This is a genomic window from Escherichia sp. E.sYA108, from assembly GCF_011754335.1.
GTDB classification, from domain to species: domain Bacteria; phylum Pseudomonadota; class Gammaproteobacteria; order Enterobacterales; family Enterobacteriaceae; genus Escherichia; species Escherichia coli.
Genome location: NZ_JAAQVZ010000001.1, coordinates 846,080 through 868,611 on the forward strand (window position 1 = coordinate 846,080; position 22,532 = coordinate 868,611).

Annotated in this window: 21 protein-coding genes and 3 pseudogenes; 13 read left to right on the forward strand and 11 right to left on the reverse strand. The window is 46.7% G+C overall.

The window, feature by feature from the left end; genetic code table 11:
* Positions 1-225 precede the first annotated feature (225 nt).
* Positions 226-1,098 carry a GTPase family protein gene (locus HBM92_RS04075; protein ID WP_001069668.1) on the reverse strand — a complete coding sequence of 291 codons (873 nt, stop codon included), beginning with the start codon at positions 1,096-1,098 and terminating at the stop codon, positions 226-228.
* 1,331 nt (positions 1,099-2,429) lie between these two features.
* Between HBM92_RS04075 and HBM92_RS04080 the strand changes: the two genes are divergently transcribed.
* Positions 2,430-3,920, forward strand: a complete 1,491-nt coding sequence (locus HBM92_RS04080) for a YfjI family protein (protein ID WP_001296390.1) — start codon at positions 2,430-2,432, stop codon at positions 3,918-3,920.
* 120 nt (positions 3,921-4,040) lie between these two features.
* Here HBM92_RS04080 and HBM92_RS04085 read toward each other — a convergent pair whose 3' ends face one another.
* Both HBM92_RS04085 and HBM92_RS04090 read right to left on the reverse strand, forming a co-directional pair.
* Positions 4,041-4,613, reverse strand: a complete 573-nt coding sequence (locus tag HBM92_RS04085) for a hypothetical protein (RefSeq protein WP_001296389.1) — start codon at positions 4,611-4,613, stop codon at positions 4,041-4,043.
* 85 nt (positions 4,614-4,698) lie between these two features.
* Positions 4,699-4,905 carry a helix-turn-helix transcriptional regulator gene (locus HBM92_RS04090; protein ID WP_000211312.1) on the reverse strand — a complete coding sequence of 69 codons (207 nt, stop codon included), beginning with the start codon at positions 4,903-4,905 and terminating at the stop codon, positions 4,699-4,701.
* 867 nt (positions 4,906-5,772) lie between these two features.
* Between HBM92_RS04090 and hha the strand changes: the two genes are divergently transcribed.
* Positions 5,773-5,997, forward strand: coding sequence for a hemolysin expression modulator Hha (hha, locus tag HBM92_RS04095; protein WP_001164058.1), 225 nt, complete (start codon positions 5,773-5,775; stop codon positions 5,995-5,997).
* A 331-nt stretch (positions 5,998-6,328) separates the two neighbouring features.
* On the opposite strand, the gene HBM92_RS25225 is transcribed toward hha, so the two are convergent.
* Positions 6,329-6,526, reverse strand: a complete 198-nt coding sequence (locus HBM92_RS25225) for a hypothetical protein (protein WP_001547002.1) — start codon at positions 6,524-6,526, stop codon at positions 6,329-6,331.
* Positions 6,527-6,725: 199 nt separating this feature from the next.
* Between HBM92_RS25225 and HBM92_RS04100 the strand changes: the two genes are divergently transcribed.
* The 3 genes and pseudogenes from HBM92_RS04100 to HBM92_RS04110 form a co-directional block, all read left to right on the forward strand.
* Positions 6,726-7,295, forward strand: coding sequence for an inovirus Gp2 family protein (locus tag HBM92_RS04100; protein WP_000221523.1), 570 nt, complete (start codon positions 6,726-6,728; stop codon positions 7,293-7,295).
* 165 nt (positions 7,296-7,460) lie between these two features.
* Positions 7,461-7,880, forward strand: coding sequence for a putative zinc ribbon protein (locus tag HBM92_RS04105; RefSeq protein ID WP_001423036.1), 420 nt, complete (start codon positions 7,461-7,463; stop codon positions 7,878-7,880).
* Positions 7,840-8,025: pseudogene (locus tag HBM92_RS04110) on the forward strand (putative zinc ribbon protein); the annotation flags it as partial. The gene HBM92_RS04105 and the pseudogene HBM92_RS04110, both read left to right, overlap by 41 nt.
* A gap of 38 nt (positions 8,026-8,063) precedes the next feature.
* On the opposite strand, the gene tnpC (HBM92_RS04115) reads toward HBM92_RS04110, so the two are convergent.
* From tnpC (HBM92_RS04115) to HBM92_RS04135, 5 genes and pseudogenes are all read right to left on the reverse strand, one after another.
* Complete coding sequence (tnpC, locus tag HBM92_RS04115) at positions 8,064-9,602, reverse strand: IS66 family transposase (RefSeq protein WP_000998080.1); 1,539 nt, start codon at positions 9,600-9,602, stop codon at positions 8,064-8,066.
* Positions 9,602-10,699 (reverse strand): annotated as a pseudogene (gene tnpC, locus HBM92_RS04120) (IS66 family transposase); the annotation flags it as partial. The gene tnpC (HBM92_RS04115) and the pseudogene tnpC (HBM92_RS04120), both read right to left, overlap by 1 nt.
* Before the next feature lie 30 nt (positions 10,700-10,729).
* A complete protein-coding gene (tnpB, locus tag HBM92_RS04125; RefSeq protein WP_000624646.1) occupies positions 10,730-11,080 on the reverse strand; it encodes an IS66 family insertion sequence element accessory protein TnpB in 351 nt (116 codons plus the stop codon).
* Positions 11,077-11,502: an IS66-like element accessory protein TnpA gene (tnpA, locus tag HBM92_RS04130; protein WP_000435655.1), complete on the reverse strand. Its 426-nt coding sequence runs from the start codon at positions 11,500-11,502 to the stop codon at positions 11,077-11,079. Before tnpA ends, tnpB begins: the two co-directional genes overlap by 4 nt.
* A gap of 145 nt (positions 11,503-11,647) precedes the next feature.
* Positions 11,648-12,046, reverse strand: a pseudogene (locus tag HBM92_RS04135) (transposase domain-containing protein); the annotation flags it as partial.
* A gap of 117 nt (positions 12,047-12,163) precedes the next feature.
* Between HBM92_RS04135 and HBM92_RS04140 the strand changes: the two are divergent.
* Genes HBM92_RS04140 through HBM92_RS04170 form a run of 7 tightly spaced genes read left to right on the forward strand, consistent with a single transcriptional unit; the run spans position 12,164 to position 19,208 of the window.
* The gene (locus HBM92_RS04140) at positions 12,164-13,081 is read left to right on the forward strand and encodes an N-acetylneuraminate lyase (protein WP_001149834.1); all 918 of its coding nucleotides are present in this window, start codon (positions 12,164-12,166) and stop codon (positions 13,079-13,081) included.
* Between the two features lie 33 nt (positions 13,082-13,114).
* Positions 13,115-13,990, forward strand: coding sequence for an N-acetylmannosamine kinase (locus HBM92_RS04145; protein ID WP_000629094.1), 876 nt, complete (start codon positions 13,115-13,117; stop codon positions 13,988-13,990).
* A 48-nt stretch (positions 13,991-14,038) separates the two neighbouring features.
* On the forward strand, positions 14,039-15,511 hold the full coding sequence (locus HBM92_RS04150; RefSeq protein WP_000376547.1) for an MFS transporter: 1,473 nt from the start codon (positions 14,039-14,041) through the stop codon (positions 15,509-15,511).
* Positions 15,512-15,535: 24 nt separating this feature from the next.
* Positions 15,536-16,345 carry an alpha/beta hydrolase gene (locus HBM92_RS04155; RefSeq protein ID WP_000582244.1) on the forward strand — a complete coding sequence of 270 codons (810 nt, stop codon included), beginning with the start codon at positions 15,536-15,538 and terminating at the stop codon, positions 16,343-16,345.
* 45 nt (positions 16,346-16,390) lie between these two features.
* Complete coding sequence (locus HBM92_RS04160; RefSeq protein ID WP_001296386.1) at positions 16,391-17,101, forward strand: oligogalacturonate-specific porin KdgM family protein; 711 nt, start codon at positions 16,391-16,393, stop codon at positions 17,099-17,101.
* 12 nt (positions 17,102-17,113) lie between these two features.
* On the forward strand, positions 17,114-18,223 hold the full coding sequence (locus tag HBM92_RS04165; RefSeq protein ID WP_000865296.1) for an N-acetylneuraminate epimerase: 1,110 nt from the start codon (positions 17,114-17,116) through the stop codon (positions 18,221-18,223).
* A 49-nt stretch (positions 18,224-18,272) separates the two neighbouring features.
* Positions 18,273-19,208 (forward strand): alpha/beta hydrolase, encoded by a 936-nt coding sequence (locus tag HBM92_RS04170; RefSeq protein WP_001328061.1) that lies wholly within the window; start codon positions 18,273-18,275, stop codon positions 19,206-19,208.
* 35 nt (positions 19,209-19,243) lie between these two features.
* Here HBM92_RS04170 and nanR read toward each other — a convergent pair whose 3' ends face one another.
* Positions 19,244-19,978, reverse strand: coding sequence for a transcriptional regulator NanR (gene nanR / locus HBM92_RS04175; RefSeq protein ID WP_001282578.1), 735 nt, complete (start codon positions 19,976-19,978; stop codon positions 19,244-19,246).
* Positions 19,979-20,077: 99 nt separating this feature from the next.
* On the opposite strand from nanR, the gene HBM92_RS04180 reads away from it, so the two are divergent.
* On the forward strand, positions 20,078-21,064 hold the full coding sequence (locus HBM92_RS04180) for a sialate O-acetylesterase (RefSeq protein WP_000274668.1): 987 nt from the start codon (positions 20,078-20,080) through the stop codon (positions 21,062-21,064).
* Positions 21,065-21,222: 158 nt separating this feature from the next.
* On the opposite strand, the gene HBM92_RS04185 is transcribed toward HBM92_RS04180, so the two are convergent.
* Positions 21,223-22,416 (reverse strand): MFS transporter, encoded by a 1,194-nt coding sequence (locus HBM92_RS04185; protein ID WP_000074482.1) that lies wholly within the window; start codon positions 22,414-22,416, stop codon positions 21,223-21,225.
* Positions 22,417-22,532 lie beyond the last annotated feature (116 nt).

The following is a 22,532-nucleotide window of genomic DNA, read 5'->3' on the forward strand; positions in this document are numbered from 1 at the left end:
CTGACGTGTGGCTCTGTTGTTCCCTGAATCTCATGTCTGTGTGTATCTGCGCACGTTGCTAACAGGAGTTATTATTAGCATAACGATCGATATTAACGATCGGTAAAATAGGTATTGATCGTTTTATTCTATTATCAAGCTATTGCACGGACAAGAGAGACAGTAACGAAAACAGCGCTTTTGTGAGCAGACTCAGAGGCAGGGAGGACATCATCCACAACAGGTTCAGAAGAAGATCCAGTTCCATACCGCGCGGGCAACAGAGACCACTGTGTCACGGACGGCACGCAGAACCGTGCGTGCAACAGAGGCAACACAGACGCTCTCCGCTGTGTCAAATATCCGGTCCACCGCACCGGTAAACTGCTCACGGGCCTGAGCGCGGACAGATTCCGTGCGCAGCTCGTCCTGCAGGCGGGTCATCAGGGGACTGGCGGCATGGTCGGGAAGCGCTGTCATGAGCGCACTGACCAGCGTATCCACTTCCCAGCCGGTGCGGGCCGATACGGCCACAACCGGATGTACAGGCCGGAACAGACGGAATACCGCCTCCGTTTTTTCGCGAATGTTCTGTGCCTGTGCGGGAGAGGGCTGAATGCCGGCCATATCCCATTCATGGCAGGGCTCCGTTTTGTCGGCCTGTGTCACCACAAACAGCACCTGCTGATGTCCGCACTGCAGGATGTGTCGCCAGAAATACTCATCCACAGACAGGGCCCGGTCATCGGCTTTAATCAGCCACAGCACCAGGTCCAGTTCAGGCAGAATGTCACGGTACAGGGCTTCATACTCTGCATCCCTGTCCCGGCTCTCGCCCACCCCGGGCAGGTCAGTGATAACCATGCTGTAACCGTGACCACTCAGACGGAAGCGCTGCACTTCCCGGGTGCCGGCGTGAACATCACTGACCGGTGTGACCTCCCCCTGAAACAGGGCATTACAGAGTGAAGATTTACCGGCCCCGCTTTTACCCATAATGCCAATCACGGGCTCGTGACGGGTGAGTTTGCGCAGATGTTCCAGGATGTGACGGGAAAGCGAGTAAGGCAGGGAGGAGAGCGGTTTTTCAATTGCCTCAATGGCATCAGACGGATTCATACATGTATTCCCGGTGAAAAAAGACAAAACCCCGCACACCGGAAAGGTGGCGGGGGATCCACGGAGATAATATCTGTCTGAAATTGTTTGGAATCGATGGGGATGTTGAGTATTAACATGAAGGAGGGCAGGAGTTATCCGTTATTGGGTGATATCCTTCCATGAAAATACGCGGTTATTGTTAAACAGCAGGCTGATTACTCCGTAAAGGAGAAAAATATTCATCTTGCAGCCTGATTATCAGGTGTGTTTATGTTTACTGAGGTGAGTATTTTTCAGTATATTGTCGGGGCAGTCAGTGGGAGATATTAAATTTACGTTTAGAGTTATCTTGCTTCTGCTGTGTATTTTTATAAGAGTGCGCACGTAATGATATCTGTTGATACCATGTTGTTAAGTGTTTCCCTTCCGGGTCATGCGTACTTGCAAAATGGCATCTGAATCGATCACGGTTTGGCCAAACCGTGATCGAATAGAGAGGAATACGCACGTAATGATTAAATGCTTTTGTTACACCATTCTTCCGGCATGAATATTTATCCAGTTCCCTTTTTTATTTGTGTAGTGATACTGTCGGAATAGCGTTCAGTAATGTGAAGTGTCCTGTAAAAAAACTTTAATAAATGTGTCATCCTGGTCAGGAAATATCTGCTGAGATATTATTAGTTGGTGGTGTTTTTACTGAGTAATAGCTGGCTTTTAATTCCTGAACTGAAATACTGTCGCTCGTCAGGGTTTAATTAAAACTGGATGATGATGTGAAAATGAAGGCTGGTTTTTGTGTTTGTCGAAGAAGTGTTATTTTAATCCATTCTCATCATTGGCTGGCGATTATACAGAAGTATTTGAAGAAAAAATGTTGCATTTTATCTGTGTCAGCAGGGAGGAAGTATTTTATTGATGTATCAGTATTAAATGGTTTTTGTTATTTATAAAAATGTCATCCTGTCCATAGAATATTGTACTCAGCATTCAGTGCAGGAACTGTCATCTTCTTTATTTTATTCTTCTTCAGGAGGGCAGTTTTCTGAAAGCGTTACTCCGGGGAAACTGTTTATGTTTATTCCCGGCAGGAAACCCGTACCTGCAATACCCTGGATGATGCTTTTTGCTGGTACGTTGTTGTGTGAAAATTAATCAACACGTGTGTTCCGGAGAGCGCCCGTAGACGCACAGATTCATTCTAACATTCTTTAGCGACAAAATACCGAATGGTTATTATTTAATCTGAAAATCGACAGAAATTTTTATCCTGTATTGATTCTGCTGCTATTTTTGCTATTAGTAGCAATAGTTGCGGTACTTTATGTTCTGTGTGTTGTGAGGTCATTATGCCATACTTTCAGTATCCTGATGAGTTTCCCCTGAGCTCGCTGCCTCCACTCATTCGTGATGCCGTTATTGAAGCTCAGCAAATCACGCAGGCTCCCCTGGGGCTTGTGGCAGCATCTGCCCTGGGCGCTGTTTCACTTGTCTGCCAGAATCTGATTGATGTCTGCAGACTGAATACACTGCGGGGGCCGGTTTCTCTTTTCTTACTGACGCTTGCTGAGTCCGGAGAACGAAAAACCGCAGTGGACAAATTATTAATGGAGCCCCTGTACCAGCAGGAGATGCTGTTATATTCCAGACACAAAAATGAACTGACGACATGGAAAAATAAGGAAGAGCTTTTAAAGGCGCAGAAAAAAGCATTGTTGTCAAAACTGAATAAAGAACTCCGCAAAGGCGCGGATGAGTCAGAAACGCTCAGACAACTGGAAGCGCTTCAGAAAAACAGAGGGGAAAAACCTGTAAGATATAAATTCATTTTTAATGATGCCACGACAGCAGCAATTAAAGATCAGCTTTGTGGTCAGTGGCGTTCAGTGGGTATCATGTCTGATGAAGCCGGTATAATATTTGATGGGTATACCCTGTCTGAGCTGCCTTTTATTAACAAAATGTGGGATGGCTCCGTATTGTCGGTGGACAGAAAGAATGAACCCGAACAGATGATTGAAAATGCCAGAATGACATTATCCCTCATGGTACAACCCGGTCTTTTTGACCGATATATGGAGCGAAAAGGTTCTGTTGCCAGGGACAGTGGTTTTCTTGCCCGTTGTCTAATCAGTAAACCTGCCACCACGCAGGGGAAACGCTTTATTAACGGAGCTGTGACCCCGGGAGGATCATTAACGGCATTTCATGAACGATTAATGGAACTGGCCAGAGGCAGTATTGAAAAATCCAGTAAGGATGAACGTTATTGTCTGCATTTTTCTCCTGAAGCGCAAAAAATATTTATTGATCACTATAATGTTCTGGAGCAGGATTTGTCTCCTTCCGGACCCTTAAGCCAGTTTCGGGGGCATGTTTCAAAAAAAACAGAAAACATTGCGAGAATTGCTGCGTTATTGCAGTATTTCAGTCAGGGTGAAGGGAAAATCTCTGCCGATATCATGACGTCTGCTGTCGTAATAAGTTCGTGGTACACAGATGAATATAAAAAATTATTTGCGTTACCTGATGAATCTGAACTGCAGCTGCAGGACGCCCGGGAGCTGCTCGACTGGCTCATTGAGGAGTGCCGCGGAGAATGCCCGCCCCGTGTCAGGAAAAATTATATTCTCCAGTGTGGCCCGGGCCGGTTCCGGAACAGGAAAAAGCTGAACGTCCTGCTGAACATTCTTGCATCTCAACTCAGGCTCTCTGTCGTGCAGGAAGGAAAAACCACCTATGTCCTGCTTTCCGAAATAAACAATATCACGCTGCCTGAACTGAATGCGTGCTACAGCCAGAAACTGATAAGATGGCATGAGCAATCCTTTGGCTTATAATGTTCCCTGTTGCTGAGACGGATTATTCAGTGGTGGTATCGCAGTATGCCCGTCACCCCCGCTTCTGCATGAGGGTGACGGAGGAAAAGTAAGTGTGCGGAGGCCCGGGAGCGTTATGAATCAACAGGCGTATAACAGGTACTCGTCAATCATCAGTTCCAGCTCGCGCTTTTCCCGTTTGCGCGCCACAGCCCAGTTTTCAAGCTCTGCATGTGATTTATGCTTTAACTCTTCAGTCCAGGGCTGCATGGAGTGGGCACACATCAGATCATACCAGCACAGCCATATCAGCGTGTGGTAGAGATCACGATCGTCGAAACGCCGGAGCAGGCTGTTCAGCCTGTTTGCCAGCCGGTTTTCACCCAGACGATGTAGCTCACTGAGTAAAACGCCGCCCAGATTAAAATGTGTAAGCAGCATGATTTCATGGGTCTGAATGCTGGTCATTAACCCTTCCTGAATGGCAGGAATGAACGGTGGTGTTCCCGGGTTGACGACCTGATAGAGTCCCTGTGGTGCCACTGAGATGATGGTGCCTTTTTCTGGCAGAAAAAAGTGGGCCAGGGTCAGGCGGTGATAACCATGAAGATGCGGAGCCCCCATTCCATGAGCGACGATAAGCCTCGTCACGTTTGTCATCCATTTCTGATGCTGGATGAGCAGCAGCTCACACCGGTTTTCAAGTTTTTGCATAATATTCTCTCCTTTAGCGCGCAGCAAAATGCCTCCGGGGGCCGGATCATGCCTTTGCTGCGGTTGAACGGATAACGGTCAGGAATTACGGACGGGACTGTGCAATACGCGCCTGCAGCCAGGCTTCCACTTCACTTTTCAGCCATCGGGAACTGCGGCCCAGCTTGATGGGGGCCGGAAAGGCCCCATCCCTGATGAGTTTGTAAAACCACTTATCGGTCAGGCCAGTCAGTTGAGTGATAAACGCCATGTCGACCATCTGGTCATCCATCAGTGAAACTGGGGTGGTCATGAGAATGTTCCTCCGGATGTTGTTAATCTCAACCGGCGTTGGTGATGAAAACAACGCACCACCTTCACCGGCATAACAACCGGGGAGAAACGTAAAAAATAATCGGGAATGTGACCGTCAGGAGATAAACGGGGGGATTGCGGTGGCTGAGCCGTACCGGTATGTCGGGTGGTTGTTGCGAAACGATGCTTCCGCACGCGCACGCGATAAAGGAGGGAGGACTTTCGTGAGACAAGGGGAAAACTAGCGTTCTGATAATTGCAGAGTTGTTTTTGAAGGCGGTTGTGGTATATCAGCCTGTGACCTGTGGGCAGGCGACAGTTATCACTGGTGGGATAAGACTGTCTGATTGGTATTATAAATATATAAGAGAGATCAAACACATGAGTTCATATATGTGAAATAAATCTGTGAGTGTGATCAGCAGACCAGTCTACCCAGTAGCAACAGATTGCGTTGTACTCACAGGGTTATCCCTGATAACTGGCGTATAACCTGCGTACATAAAACGTACCTGCAATGCACCTGAACAGAGTGCATTAAGCATCCGCCTGAGCGGTAAACGTATCCGATCTGGTGAGTGACAGTCTGAGAGCATTCTCAGTAATCGCCCCCTTGTATCCTGGAAATTGGTTAAGAGCGATTAGATTTGGCAAGGTGTATGCATCCAGCAGCTTAACACCTCAGCTAACTGGCTGGTTACCTTCAGGTTGTCGCAATGGCATCGGACATCCGGTGTCGGATAACTAAACGTAGCGTTAAGGCGATATTGCTGAGAGACCGGTTAAGTGGTGGCACGGGAGTAATGAGTTTGGGGAGGGTACCAGAATGCCAGTCAGGTGCGGTATGCTGGCAGTATCACGTTGATTGCAGCATAAAGTAACGAGAGACGAATGGAAGTTAAAACCAGAGCAGTTCCGTCGTTGTTCATCCCGGGAGACGCTGGAAAAAGTGATTACCCGCACACGTTATAAACTTACCCCTGCGGAGCTGGAAGCCTTTAACTCTGCGGTCGATCACCGGCTGGCAGAACTGACAATGAACAAACTTTACGATCGCGTGCCGGCTTCCGTCTGGAAATATGTCACCTGAATCTTGAATCCGCGCTACGATGACTCTGGTGTTATCTGTGCACCGGAAGATCGGGAACATTAAGCAGTATAACGGCAACAAAGAATTCGAAATCAAAAGGGAATGGTGTACAGAGGGGCAGGCGTTCAGGCATTACCGGCCTGTATCTTCTGAAGGGGACTCGTATTTGTCGGGGCTGAGTATTCCGCTCGATTCGATCACGGATTGGAAGAAACCTGACTGTGATTGATTCAGGTACCATTTTGCAGGGATCCGGTGCGTTACTGTCTGGCACAACAAACGCAGCGGGTCGCTCTGCCCCGCCGACTCCTGATAATCCCTCCCCTGTAACCTACTGCAACAGTACAAATACACTGACGCCTGAAACGGTAACCAGAATCAGCACCAGCAGTAACGTCAGTAAACAGAGCAGACGATCGGTCTTCCGGTAATAACCGAAGGGGTCGACAGCGCCACAATACGGGCAACAAACTGTATTATGAGTAATTGCGTTACCACAGTCCCTGCACTTCTTTTTGCGTATCACGATAGCTCCCTCGCCACGCCTTATCCGTAACCGGTTTTTTACATTAAAAAAAACAACGCCGGGAATTCAATCGTCAGTCCGGAGACGACCGTTCGGGTTATCACAGAGTGCCTGAGACAGTGTCCTGCCGGAGGTCACTTCAGGGACTCTGCGTATTTTTTACGACGTGGCTATTCCGTATGAACCATACGGAGATTTAACCATGACCTACAAATACAACCCCTTCTGGCAGCAACGTATTCGTGAGACGGTGCGGCACGCACTGAATGTTCATCCCCGCCTGACGGCATTGCGGGTTGACCTGCGTTTCCCGGATGTACCGGCAGCAACGGACGCAGCTGTGATATCCCGCTTCATCAATGCCCTGAAAGCCCGAATCGACGCTTACCAGAAACGTAAGCATCGGGAAGGTAAACGCGTGCATCCCACAACCCTGCATTACGTCTGGGCCCGGGAGTTTGGGGAGTGCAAAGGTAAAAAACACTATCACCTGATGCTGCTGGTCAACCGGGATACCTGGTGTCGTGCCGGCGATTACCGCGCTCCGGGATCACTGGCCGGGATGATTAAACAGGCGTGGTGCAGTGCCCTGGGAGTGGATGCCGGACGTTATGACACGCTGGCACATTTTCCGGTCAGGCCGGCGGTGTGGCTGGAACGCGATGATGACACCGGCTTTCAGCAGGTGCTGGAGCGTGCTGACTATCTGGCGAAGGAGAGTACCAAAGCTTACGGCACCGGTGAGCGCAACTTTGGCTGCAGTCGTGGCTGAGCCCGACAGACGACTTATCTGACTTCAGTGTGATGACGTGTTCACAGCGACCACACTGATTTTCCCTTCTGAGACTGAACTGAAAACCGCCATTCACACCTGACCACGCTGCCCGTACCGGGACGGCTGTTGCCTGCGTGTCGTCTGGCGGTAAGGAACCACACTATGTACGCAAAATCTTTTCTCGCACTTGATGGCAACGGACGTCTGACCGGTGCCCGTACCGCACAGACCGCACCTTATGCTTACTACACCTGCCACCTTTGCGGCAGTGCACTCAGATACCACCCGCAGCACGACACGGAACGTCCCTGGTTTGAACACACTGACGACGGGCTGACGGAGCACGCGCAGCAATGTCCTTATGTCAGGCCGGAACGCAGAGAAATACGGTTGATTAAACGTCTGCAGCAATTCGTCCCGGATGCCTTACCCGTGGTACGTAAAGCCAGCTGGTACTGCAGGCAATGTCACCACGATTATTATGGGGAGCAGTACTGCACACACTGCCAGACCGGGCGCTTCAGTGAGGACGGGGAGCAGAATGAACGGTATAAAAACGGGGCTGGGGATCACGCCGGGTGAGCACATTATCAGTGCCGACTCTGCGCTCAGCAGAAATATCCGGCATTGTTTCTGCCTTTCCTGTCATGGCCGGTTGATTCTGCAGACAGATGCTCAGGGGGCGTGGTTTGAGCATGATTTACATGCCCTGAGTGAGCAACAGAAGGGTAAGCGTGCAGCAAGAACCGTATTGACGGGGATGTGTTATTCAGTCGGCAGTGCTACGCGCCAGGGGAGCAGTTCGCCGACCCGGTTTATCGGCCAGTCGGCTATGACGTCAAGGACATAGCGGAGGTAGCTTTCTGGCTCCACTCCGTTCAGTTTGCACGTCCCGATCAGGCTGTACAGCAGCGCTCCCCGCTCTCCTCCATGATCCGAACCGAAGAACAGGTAGTTTTTGCGGCCCAGACTGACCATCCGCAACGCATTTTCAGCGATGTTATTGTCCGCCTCAGCCCAGCCATCATCTGCATAGTACGTCAGCGCCGGCCACTGGTTCAGGGCGTATGCGAACGCTTTCGCCAGTTCTGAGTGTCGCGACAGGGTTTTCATCTTTTCACGCAGCCAGCTTTCCAGGGATTTCAGCAGCGGTTTCGTTTTCAACTGACGTTCGGCAAGGCGCTGCTCCGCCGTCATTCCCCTTATCTCTGCCTCGATGGCGTACAGTTCGCCGATCCGTTTCAGCGCTTCCTCCGTCAGGGCTGACGGGGTGCGAACGTGCACATCGTGGATTTTACGGCGGGCGTGAGCCCAACAGGCGGCTTCCGTTATCCGGCCATCCCGGTACAGCTCGTTGAACCCGGCGTATGCATCCGCCTGCAGTACACCACTGAACCCCGCAAGATGGGTCTGCGGATGGATGCCTTTTCTGTCCGGGCTGTAAGCGAACCACACCGCCGGCGCCAGCGTTGACCCGGCGTTACGGTCGTCACGAACGCAGGTCCATAACCGCCCGGTCTTCGTTTTCTTATTGCCTGGCAACAGCACCGGGACAGGCGTGTCATCAGCATGGAGCTTACCGTCAGTCAGCACATAGCCATGAAGCGCCTCTTCCAGCGGAGACAGCTGCCGGCAGCATGCATCCACCCAGCCCGACAGCAGTGAACGGCTCAGCTCCACACCTTGCCGGCCGTATATTTCTGACTGGCGATACAGCGGGGTGTGCTCTGCATACTTCGAGGTCAGCACGCGGGCCAGCAGCCCCGGTCCGGCGATACCCCGCTCGATGGGCCGCGAAGGTGCAGGTGCCTGCACGATGGCATCGCACTGAGTACAGGCATGTTTTTCCCGTACCGTCCGGATAACCCGGAAGGCGCTACGCATCAACTCCAGCTGTTCGGCGGTATCCTCGCCCAGATAGCTCAGTGAACCGCCGCAGTTCGGGCAGCACGGCGCCGCAGGCAACAGTCGCTTTTCGTCACGGGGTAGTGATTCAGGGAACGGCTTACGGGTGCGGGTCTGACGCAACGGACGCTGTACTGCCGGGTCATACACCCTACCAGTCAGCGTATCGCTCTCTTTCTGAAGCCGGTTCAGATCGGCTTCCATTTGTGCGATACGGCGGGAGACTTTTTCGGAACGACTGCCGAAGTTCATCCGGCGGAGTTTATCCAGCTGCGCCTGCAGATGGTCTATTTCGCGCTCCCGGTTGCTCAGCTTTTCCTGCAGGGCGTGGATCAGCGCTTCCTGTTCGGCCAGGCGCTGTTTCAGCAGGAAAATGTCGTCAGAAGAGATGTCGTTCATACATCGTGTATTTTTCGCCGGGCATGGACCCAGCACGCAACTTCTGTCTGTGCACCACCTTCACGTTTGGCACTGAACAGCCGATCGTAACCGCTGAATGCATCCGCCTGCAGGATACCCCGGAAGGGACGAAGGTGTTGTACCGGATGTTTTCCCTGCCTGTCTGGTGAGTAGGCGAACCAGACCGCCGGTGGCTCTGATGAGCCCGCATTCCGGTCATCCCGGACATACGTCCAGATGCGTCCTGTTTTTGCCTTTTTTCTGCCCGGTGTCAGCACTTTTACCGGTGTGTCGTCAGTGTGAACCTTGCGGGTGTTCATCACGTAACGGTACAGGGCATCATTCAGCGGAGTCATTAACTGGCAGCACGCGTCAACCCAGTTGGAGATTAATGCACGGCTCAGTTCGGCACCCTGTCGGGCAAAGATTTCACTCTGACGATACAGTGGCAGGTGTTCGCAGTATTTTCCCGTTAACACGCGGGCAAGTAATCCGGAGCCCGCGATGCCGCGCGCTATCGGGCGGGACGGCGCTGGCGCTTCAACTATACAGTCACATTTTGTACAGGCTTTTTTTACCCGAACAGTGCGGATCACTTTCAGGGCGCTACTCACCAGTTCCAGCTGCTCAGCACTGACTTCACCCAGATAATCCAGCTCACTGCCACACTCCGGGCAACAACTTTCTTCAGGCTCCAGGCGGTGTATTTCACGGGGAAGATGTGCTGGTAACGGACGACGATGACGTGACTGTCGCAACTGGCGGGGAACCTGCGGGTCATCCTCACGCCCACTGTAACGATCGCTTTCCTGTTCGCGTTGTTTCAGTTGGGCCTCAGCCTGTTCAACCTCACGCTGCAGTTTTTCAGAACGGGTACCGAACAGCATCCGGCGCAGTTTTTCTATCTGGGCCCTCAGATATTCTATTTCCCGCTCCTCCTCTTCGATCTTTTCTTCGGCACGTGCCAGTGCAGAGCGCAGGAAGGCCTCCGTCTCTTCAACCAGACTCAGTTGCAGATCTCTCTGACGGAGGGCTTCAGCCTGCTCAGAGAGCAGCCTTTCCAGCTCAGTGATACGAATGAGGTATTTCCGACTCATGACCGTTTTTATAATCCGGCCATGACATTTTTACAACATTGTCAGTGCGTTAAGACGGGATGTTTTTGGCTGACGCCAGTCTAGCTTATCGAGGAGCATTGCCAGCTGCGAGCGGGTAATGGATACCTTACCGTCACGCACCGCAGGCCAGATAAACAGGCCTTCCTCCAGGCGTTTGGTGAACAGGCACAGACCATCAGCATCAGCCCAGAGGATTTTAATCATGTCACTCCGTCGGCCACGGAAGATGAACAGGTGACCGGAGAAGGGGTTCTCATCCAGCACATGTTGTACCTGTTCACCCAGACCGTTGAAGGATTTACGCATATCAGTAACGCCGGCAACCAGCGAGATTCGAGTGTCTGATGGGAGCGAGATCATCGCCCCCTCCCGGTCAGTTCACGGATCAACACCGTGAGCAGCTCTGGTGAAGGATTTTCCAGCGTCATGTTACCGTGGCGGAACTCAACTTTACAGGAACTGGCACTGACTGTGCTTTGTGAAGGAGTGGATAAAAGCGGAGTAAGAGCCGCCATAGGCTCTTTCTGCTCATCAGGCGTTATCTCAACAGGTAATAATTCAACGCCAGCGTCAGAAGAGGTTGTTACCGGAAGACGCCGCGATATACGCCCTTCGTTCTGCCAGAGCCTGAGCCATTTGAACAGGAGGTTATCATTGATATCGTGTTCCCTGGCAATACGGGCAACAGAGGCTCCTAGTTGTGAAGCCAGTTTAACCATTTGAAGTTTAAACTCATTTGAAAATGTTCTGCGGGGTTCTGCGGATAATATTTTCTGTTCCATAACAGGTGTCCACTAGTTGATGAAAAGGTGGGCACCTACGTTACCAATACTGGCTTAATGGCTACATACGGCGGTCAGTTTACGCTTACCATGTATCTGGCGAGTGAAGCTTTATGTCGTGTTCTGGCGTGTCCTGTGTTAGTTAGAACACGCCATCGATGGTCAGCAGGTTCATATTGCACCAGAGCGGATACAGCGTGGTGTTATGTCAGGGCTGCGCTGTTTACGTGAACACGTGGCGTACGGCCCCGCTTCCTGGCCGCTGCTGGGCATGGATCACGGCGCGACAAAGGGGCGACTACCTGGCAGCATGTGTCCAGCCGGTTCACAATCTGGTGAAGGTTCCTTACGCTCATGGGCCATACTGATAATTCACCAGGCCATCATTTCCAGAGGAAGACGCCGTTTGCGTAGCGTGACAGTGTCGGACTCTTCAGGGCTGTGGGTAATCAGTTCCGGGGCAAGATAGTCGCAGAGGGTTACGCAGAGAATAGTAACTGGACACTGGATCGATCAACCGATCCTTAACTGAGCGGCATGACAGCTTTCTGATGGTTTTTTTTTGATAATCTTCACATTGTGCTTCTTTTCTGTTGGATAATCTTTGTACTTGATGGTGTACTAGGTATCCCATTATGCAGTTAAGTGAAGGTGATTAAAAATGCAATGTGAATTTAAAGGGGTCATATCAGCATTACCCACTCCTTATGACCAATCCCAGCAAATCGATATGGAGAGTCTTCGAAAACTGATCCGTTTTAATATCGAACAAAATATTAAGGGATTGTATGTTGGAGGCTCTACTGGAGAAGCATTTCTTCAGAATGTTGCAGAGCGAGAAAAAATTCTTGAAACAGTAGCCGATGAATCAGATGGAAGACTGACACTTATAGCGCATGTGGGCGGCATCAGTACGGCAGAAAGCGAGGTACTTGCAAAAGCTGCAAAAAAATACGGATATCATGCTATATCTGCTGTTACTCCATTTTATTATCCTTTTTCATTTGAAGAGCATTGTATCCATTACAGGAAGATTATTGATTCTGCAGATGGACTTCCGATGGTAGTTTATAATATACCGGCTCTTAGCGGAGTGCGTTTTTCTTTAGATCAGATAAATGAGCTTGTCACAATACCCAGGGTTTGTGCATTAAAACAGACATCCGGTGATTTATTCCAGATGGAACAAATCAAAAGGAATCATCCAGAGCTTGTGTTATATAATGGTTACGATGAAATATTTGCATCAGGGTTAATTGCAGGTGCAGATGGGGGAATCGGTAGTACATATAATATAATGGGGTGGCGTTATCTTGAAATATTTGAAGCAGTCAAAAACAATGATGTGATTAAGGCGAAGGAAATGCAAGTAGCCTGTAACCAGGTTATTGACACTCTTATTCAGAGTGGTGTCCTGGCAGGTATAAAAACTCTTCTTTACTATATGGGGATTATAAATACTCCTGTATGCAGAAGTCCTTTTTCTCCGGTAAAGGAAAAGAATCTGGATGTATTATCAAAACTTGCAGAGCGACTGTTCGAAGAACATGACAGAAACAAAAAAATGAAAATAATCTGAATAATTGCAAGATTGTTATATAGGTGAAAATGAATGATAACACTGGCTGTTGATATAGGAGGAACGAAAATTTCAGCGGCGTTGATATCTGATGACGGTTCATTTTTGCTGAAAAAACAGATATCAACACCTCATGAAAGATGTCCTGACGAAATGACAGGGGCTTTACGTCTACTGGTTTCTGAAATGAAGGGAACAGCGGAGCGATTTGCAGTAGCATCAACAGGGATTATTAATAATGGAGTATTGACAGCTCTGAATCCAGACAATCTTGGAGGGCTGAAAGAGTATCCTCTGAAAAATATAATGGAAGATATAACTGGTTTAAATGGAAGTGTGATAAATGATGCCCAGGCAGCCGCATGGGCAGAATATACAGTTTTGCCGAAAGAAATTTGTGATATGGTTTTTATAACCGTTTCTACGGGGGTTGGAGGGGGAATTGTAGTTAACAGAAAATTATTAACAGGTGTTTCTGGATTAGCCGGACATGTTGGGCATATATTGTCCGGAGTAACGGATACAGAATGTGGATGTGGTCGTCGGGGATGCGTTGAAGCGGTTTCATCTGGTCGGGCCATCATGGGGGCAGCAAAAAATAAACTTGCAGGATATAGCACCAAATATATTTTTGAATTAGCGAGACAGGGATATAAGGAAGCAGAATTTTTGACAGAGCGTTCTGCCAGTACTATTGCTGAATTAATAGTAAGTTTAAAATTACTGCTTGATTGTCAGGTTGTTGTTGTCGGAGGAAGTGTTGGACTTGCTGATGGGTATGTTCAGAAAGTGTCGAAACATCTTTCCATATATTCTGAAATTTGTAATGTAATGCTGTTTCCGGCATATTTCAGAAGTGACTCTGGTCTTATTGGTGCAACTCTTTGGGACCGGGATTGTATTACTTAAAGTAATACTCCAGTGTATTATAAATCCGCTATTATTGTGAGGTTTAATATGGACTCCTGTATTCAGAAAAAGCAGGTTTGGTATAAGCATCTTTCACCCAGACAGTGGAAGATATTCGGTGCGGCATGGACAGGTTATTTACTTGATGGTTTTGATTTCGTTCTGATATCTCTGGTTCTTACAGAGGTTCAGCATGAATTCGGCTTGACGACAATAGAAGCGGCAAGCCTTATTTCCGCTGCTTTTATTTCTCGATGGTTTGGGGGGCTTGCTATTGGCGCTTTATCGGACAAGATGGGGCGCAGGATGGCAATGGTTTTAAGTATAGTGCTATTCTCTCTCGGAACCCTTGCCTGTGGTCTGGCTCCTGGATATGCAGTGATGTTTATTGCTCGCATTGTTATTGGGCTTGGTATGGCAGGTGAATATGGCTCAAGTGTAACATATGTTATCGAAAGCTGGCCTGTTCATCTCAGAAACAAGGCAAGTGGTTTTTTAATTTCTGGATTTTCTATTGGGGGAGGTTTAGCTGCACAGGTTTATAGCATTGTAGTACCACTATGGGGCTGGCGTTCTCTTTTCTTTGTCGGCATGCTTCCAATATTATTTGCTTTTTATCTTCGCAAGAATCTTCCGGAGTCTGATGACTGGCAAAAAAGGCAACAAGAGAATAAACCCGTCAGAACAATGGTGGATATTCTGTACAGAGAAAAGAATAAATACATAAATATTCTTCTGTCTTGTATTGCATTTGCATGTCTATATGTTTGTTTTTCAGGCGTCACTGCAAACGCTGCTTTAATCACAGTTATGGCATTGTGCTGTGCGGCTGTTTTTATCAGTTTTATATATCAGGGTATGGGGAAAAGATGGCCAACAGGCATTATGTTGATGCTTGTGGTTATGTTCTGTTTCCTCTACGGATGGCCACTGCAGGCTTTTCTTCCTACATGGCTTAAGGTTGATATGCAGTATTCACCAGAAACTGTTGCTCTCATATTTATGCTGGCAGGTTTTGGCTCTGCAGCTGGAAGTTGTATAGGTGGTTTTATGGGGGACTGGCTTGGAACCCGAAAAGCATATGTTATATCACTTCTTATCGGTCAGCTTGTTATTATCCCCGTTTTTCTTGTGGACCGGGACTATGTATGGTTACTTGGCCTTCTAATCTTTACTCAGCAGGTTTTTGGTCAGGGGATTGGTGCTCTGGTGCCGAAAATAATCAGTGGTTATTTTAATGTGGAGCAGCGTGCGGCAGGACTGGGGTTTATTTATAATGTAGGTTCACTTGGTGGAGCATGTGCGCCTATTCTTGGTGCAGTTGTTGCGTCTCATACAAGTCTTGGTACAGCAATGTGTTCTCTTGCTTTTATCTTAACATTTGTTGTTCTTGTCCTTATTGGTTTTGATATGCCATCACGTGTACAGAGATGGATCCATCCAGAAGCTGCGCTTGAATATGATACTGTCGATGGAAAACCTTTTTATGGAGCAAGAAAAAAGAATGTTGCAGAAGAATAACGGATGCTATCAGGGAATAAAAAAATGATTCATTACAGGGAGAATATATATTCTCTTGATAATTATGAGCGTTATATAACTGACAGTTCGCTATTTGAGAATACTGGCGATGGCATAATATATACAGGTATTGTGCCCCTTATTACAGTTGTTGAGCCTGTTGTATCTAATCAACATAGTGTGCTGATTATACCTGGAGGTGGATACAGGAGGATTGTTTATGAAAGAGAGGGACTTGATGTTGGCAGATGGATAGCAGGTCAGGGATATACGGCATTTATTCTTTCTTACAGAATGCCCTCCGTTAATGGTTATTATTCCTTTGCAGATGCGAAGAATGCCCTGAACTTTATTTCTTACTGGGCCGGAATGTCGGAGAGAACATTTAAGAGTGTTGGATGTATGGGGTTTTCGGCAGGTGGTCATCTTGCTGGATATATTACTCATCTCCATTATGAGGAAGAGACTTCTGTGCGTCCTGACTGGATGGCTCTGATATATCCAGTTATATCTCTTGACAGGAGTATTGCTCATCAGGGATGCCGGAAACGTCTTCTGGATGCAGGTGAAAGTGAATATTCAGCCAGTCTTGAAAATAGTGTTACAGAGTATATGCCACCAGTCTTTATTGTGCATGCAACAGATGATAAGGATGTTCCAGTTATTCATTCTCTGAGATATTTTAACTCTATTCGGGATAAGGGACATCATGCAGAAGCTCATTTTTTTGATAAGGGAGGTCATGGATTTGGTGTATCCGGAAAAAATGGATATCCGATAGAAAAATGGCAAAGCCTGCTTCTGGAATGGCTTGCGGAACATAAGTTTTATTGAGAAATCAAATTACAAGTGATAAATATATTTAATGATGAGGCATTTATGAAAAAATATTATCCACTATTAACTGTAATTCTTCTTGGTTTACCTTTGTGCTCTCAGGCATTAACTCTTAATCTACGTGGGGGATACAGAAGCGCCAGTCACGCTTATGAAACGTTGATTCAGGTTAGTCAGGGGTGGAATAATGGTTGGTGGGCAAGTTTTGAGTCAAACACCTGGAATACAATTCACAACAATGAAAATGAATTGTTTGCACTCAATTATAATAAAATAGATATAAATAAAACATATAAAATAGATGACAAATGGGCTCTAATCCCAGGGATTCAGACACAATGGATGTCAGCAGGAAGTCAGTATAACCCTTATCTGAAAATTTCGTATCAGGCAACGCCAGATCTTAATCTGGCCTTACGCTATCGCTATGACTGGAAAGCTTTCCGACAGACGGATTTAGATGGCAACAGGGCGCGTAATGATCAGCATCAGTTTGATGGTTATGTGACATACAAAATTAATGATTCATGGTTGTTTGCATGGCAGACCACGGTATATACGAAGGTTAATAATTTCAAATATGGGAATCATAAAAAAACAGCAACTGAAAATGCATTTGTTCTGCAATATAAAATGTCACCGGTGTTCACCCCATATATAGAATATGATTACTTGGATAAACAAGGGGTGTATAAGGGGAAAGATAATAAACATGAAAATAGTTACCGTGTCGGTGTTCTGATTAATTTTTAAAAGGTGATTACAATGAAAGTGAAAAACTTTATATATCTTCCCTTCTGCTTGTTTATTGGAACGTCGGTAGCCGGAGCTTTACCGGAAATTCCTGAACCATTTAAATATGGTGTAGGAGGGATCGAGAATGGTAAAATATATATAGGACTGGGAAGTCTGGGAAATAACTGGTATATGATAGATACAAACCAGAGTGAAAAAAAATGGACTAAGATAGCGCAATGGCCGACAGTTCCCAGAGAGCAGGCAACAGCTACTATTATTGATGGTAAGATCTATGTATTTGGAGGAATTGGAAAAGATACAAGTGGAGTCATAACCTTACAAAAAGATGTCTATTCCTATGATATTGCTAAAGATAAATGGGAAAAATTGATGACCCGTCCCCCTGTATCTCTTGCCGGTCATGTTTCTTTTATCCATAATGGTCATGCGGTATCTACTGGTGGTGTAAATGAGAATATTTTTAATGGATACTTTTCAGATGTCGAGTTATCAAAAGGGAATTCCGCGCTGACAGAGAAAGTCAACAGGGATTATTTTAGTAAACCTGCTGATGATTATTTTTTAAATAATCATATAATTTCTTATGACCCGTCAAAAAACCAGTGGAAGAACCTGGGAACGACTCCATTTCCGGGAACTGCTGGTTCATCGGTGATTTTTGCAGAACAGCAAATTTATATACTGGGAGGGGAGAGAAAACCGGGGCTTCGTTCTGTTAGATCCTGGACGGGGGAGCTTTCGCATGATCGAATTAAATGGTCTGAACTTCCACCAGTAGCTTCACCCGAGGGGGTGTCAGGAGCATATGCCTCTGTTATTGATGGAAATATCTTTCTGGCCGGTGGTGCATATTTCCCGGGAGCGGCAGAAAAGTATAGCAATGGTGAATACTGGTCTCATAAAGGACTGGATAAAGCCTATTCAAAAGAGATATATCAGCTAATAAAAAATGACTGGAAAAAAGTTGGTTCTTTGCCGGAAGGACTTGCTTATGGTGTAAGCCTGCCCTGGCAGGGGGGGATGCTCATTCTGGGGGGGGAGAAAAAAGATGGTAAAGCTGTTTCAGATGTTATTTATCTGAAAAAAAATGACAAACAAATAAAGATTGTTAAATAACTGTAATGCAGGTGACTGTATTAGTTGTTCAGTCACCTGAGTTATTTTAATGGGGTTTATAATGAATAAAGATAGATCTTTAAATGAAATGATGTTAAGCTTGTTTAATAAATCAACTATTGTTGACTTGTCAAGTGAGACAATATCTGAGAGTAAATCTCTTTCAGGCCGTATTTATCAGGATCCTGAACATAACGGGGAATTTGAACTTGATCGTGTATTGACAGATATTTATGCTCCTCAGTTAATTATTTTTTTACCAGATAAACCAAATGGAACAGGAATATTGATTATTCCCGGGGGGGGCTACCAGGCTGTTATGTTAGATAAGGAAGGTACAGCTCTTGCTCCAGAGTTTTTATCTCAGGGCTATACATTATTTGTTCTTAGTTACAGATTACCATCGCCAGTTGAGGGAGAAAATATAAACAAAACTTTTATTGATGCAATATCTGCAATGCTTTATATTCGTAAGAATGCTGATAAATGGCATCTACAGCGTCATCGTATTGGTGTATTAGGATTTTCTGCTGGGGGGCATATCGCCTCAACGTTTGTGAATCAGATTTGTGATTTCAAACGTTCTTCTGACAGTAAAGAACAAGAGATTTTCGCTATTCCCGATTTTGTCGGGTTAATTTATCCTGTAATATCAATGAAAGATGATGTGACACATCCAGGCTCCAGGAAGCAATTACTGGGGGACAATAGTACCTCAGAAAATATAATACAATATAGTGCGGATCTTAATGTCACATCATGTTTTCCTCCTGTGTTTTTACTCCATTGTTGTGATGATGATCTTGTGTCAATTGAAAACAGTCTGCTCATGTACCGTGGCCTAATAGAGAAAGGTGTTTCTGCTGAAATGCATCTCTATGAGAAAGGAGGGCATGGTTTTAGTATTCAGTGGGCCACAGATCTTCCTGTTGGAGGATGGATAAAACTGTTTATGGACTGGATGTATTCTCATGGATTTAAATAATATTTATGGTGACTACCTGGTGAAGCGTCGAGTAACTATGATGCTTCAATTCGTTTATAAAGGTGATTATACATTAGCTGTTCAGCTTTATCACAATCATGCTCTTTTATGGCCGTAAGTATTTCAATATGCTGCTGATGGGTTTTTTTGTTATTTTCATATGTCATTTTATTCTTTTCCAGAGGTTTGGCCATTATCAGCCATTCAGAAAATGCTGAGTGTATTGTTTTTAATACTTTATTGTCAGGTATATCAGCAAGTATACTATGAAATTCAATATCATATTGAGCATACACTTCGGGGGTTCTCAGTGAGTTATGATGGATACTGAGCACCTTCTCAAGCCTGTGAATATCCTCAGGCGTTGCATTTTTTGCTGCATATCTTACAAGGTTGGTTTCAAAAAAGATGCGTAGTCTTTCAAAATCCTTGATGCCATCAGCTGTAGATAAAAAATCTTTAACAATGCCTGATAACCCATTAATGATGGTTTCTGGTGATGGACGGCAGACACTGGCTTTTTCTCCCTTGTTATACCGGATTAGCCCTTTATGTCTGAGAGATGATAAAGCCTCTCTGACAGATGGTCTTCCAACGCCAAAGAATGCCATAAGTTCACGTTCAGAAGGCAGGTATTCACCTTCCCTTATCTCCTCCTGGCGGATCATTCTTTCAAGCTCTTCGGCAACGATTTCTGAAAGTTTTTTTGTAACAATGGGCTTTCTGGTCGTTGTTAGCCCGGGTAACACGGTTTTTTTGTTGTCGGACATATATTGATTTATATGGATTAGAGCAAATGAGTTTTTAATTTAACACTTTCTTTTAATAATGAAAATATTTAATTAAATCTATTATGTAAAGGGGGAATGATGTATCATCATGATTTTAATGAAAAAATAGGTTTCTGGTATGTGATAGCCCTCGCAGGACAGTCTAATGGTATGGCCTACGGTGAAGGTATTCCCCTGCCAGATACACTCGACAAACCCGAGTCCCGTGTAAAACAACTGGCTCGTCGAAAAACAATCACACCAGGAGGAAAAGAGTGTAAATTCAATGAGATTATTCCGGCAGATCACTGCCTGCATGATGTTCAGGATATGAGTGGATATCACCATCCGGCTGCTGATTTGCATAAAGGGGAATATGGTTGTGTCGGACAGGGATTGCATATAGCTAAAAAGTTACTGCCATACATACCTGAGCAAGCAGGGATATTACTGGTTCCTTGTTGCAGAGGAGGTGCCGCCTTTACTGTTGGAGCTGAAGGTATGTATGTACCTGATACAGGGGCAACAGCTGATGCAATGCGGTGGGGCACCGGAACAGCACTCTATGAGGACTTAGTAGCCCGGGTTAAGGTAGCTCTGGAATATAACAGAAAGAATAAACTGCTATCTGTCTGCTGGATGCAGGGGGAGTTTGATCTTATGTCACCAGATTATGAAAAGCATCCTGACTTGTTTTATCAGATGGTAACTTCTTTCAGGTCTGAGTTATCTGAATACTCATCTCAGTGTGTTGGTAATTCGTCAGAAAGAGTTCCATGGTTGTGTGGTGATACAACCTGGTACTGGAAGGAATCTTATCAAAAAGAATATGATTTTATATATGGACATTACAGACAACGGACTGATGATGAAATACATTTTCTCAGCTTTCAGGATAGTAACCGACATGAATTAACTAATGAGCCAGAAGAAGATGCCGATGATTTATCTGTCGGGTATCTGGGGTCATCATGGAGGACAGAATTAAGCTGGACAACGTCACAGAGAAGTACACATTTTAATTCAATGGCCAGAAGGGGAGTTATTGCTGAATGTTATGCGCAAAAAATAAGAAATTATTTGTAAACAAGTTCAGGATATATCTACAGCTCTGACATGATTCTCTGAGAGACATGACGGAGTGGCGGGGGCAGCAAGCCAGAACACTGCCTGACATGCTTTCATCAGACGCAGGTCCTCTCTCATATCCTCTGATTTACTCCAGTAAGGTGATGATCATATCTTTATTTGATAGTACGGTAATGCCAGATAAATACAGACACAATGGTAAATAATATAGTTGCAAATAATGCTGCCATAATCAGCGCGATTGCGACACCTGTTTTCGATACCAGCGGCACCAGCAAAGCGCACAGTCCATAGCCAAGTGTGTGACTGGTAGCGAGCCAGCCCGCGCCTGCGCCATCAGCCAGCTTATCATTCAGTAGAAGTTGATAAGCGGGTGTTGCCAGAGCTGCTCCAAATGACAGCACTGCACAGCCCGGGTAAAACAACCATAGCTGTTCGGAGAGCATGATAGCCAGACCACCACTCATCAACACTCCGGCACTCAGGAGCAGGGCCACCGGAGTCAGGCGCTGCGGACGGAGTACCCCGAACTGCGCGATAAGCGCAGCTACTGCGGACAGACCCAACAGCCAGGCCACCTGTTGGCTAATGGCGGTGGTATCCGTGGCGAACTGGCGAGTAAGGGCAGGCGAAAGTCCAAGCTGCATCATGCTCACCGCCGCAGCCAGTAATATTGCGCAAAGCAGATAAGGCAGACAATCCCGCTTCAGACTGACGCTCTTGTACTCCGGTGTGGGCTGTGGTGGTGTGCCGGGCAACCGCAGCAGCATCAGCAGCGCCAGCACTGGGGCTGCCATCAGCAGCCCCAGTGGCGCCAGAGGATGAATGGCCAGCATTGCTGCCGCGCACAGCGGCCCGAATAGCCTGCCGCAACTCAGGCCGGAGCTGATGGTTGCCAGAGCGGCCATGCGATTCCCTTCTCCTGCTCTCTGCAATGCCCAGACCTGACAGGCTGGCACCATTGCCGACACGGTCAGCCCGTAGGCGATCCGGGCGATGATTAATATTCCCAGTCCCACCGCTGTTGTTATGGCGCTGGTAGCCATCAGCACGCTTCCCAGCCCTAGCAGGGTAAAGCTTATGCCATATCCTCCCAGAGCCCACAACACCACAGGTTTACTGCCAGTACGGGAAATTTGCTTTCCCCACCACGGGGACGATGGCAGAAACAGCATTGAGCCAAGCATCAGCAGGGCAGCCCATACAGACAGACTCAGATTTGTCTGTATGACCAGAACAGGGAGCACAACCAGCAGACCGTTCTGCCCGATACCGAGAAGCCCGGCACTGAACGCAAGTGGCCAGCAGGACAGTGGTTTTTGGGGCGTATCTTCGATCCCAGGTGACATTTTAATGTTTCAACTCCATGTATTAATTGTGTTTATTTGTAAAATTAATTTATCTGACAATAACATTTCTTATTGATAATGAGAATCATTATTGACATAATTGTTATTATTTTACT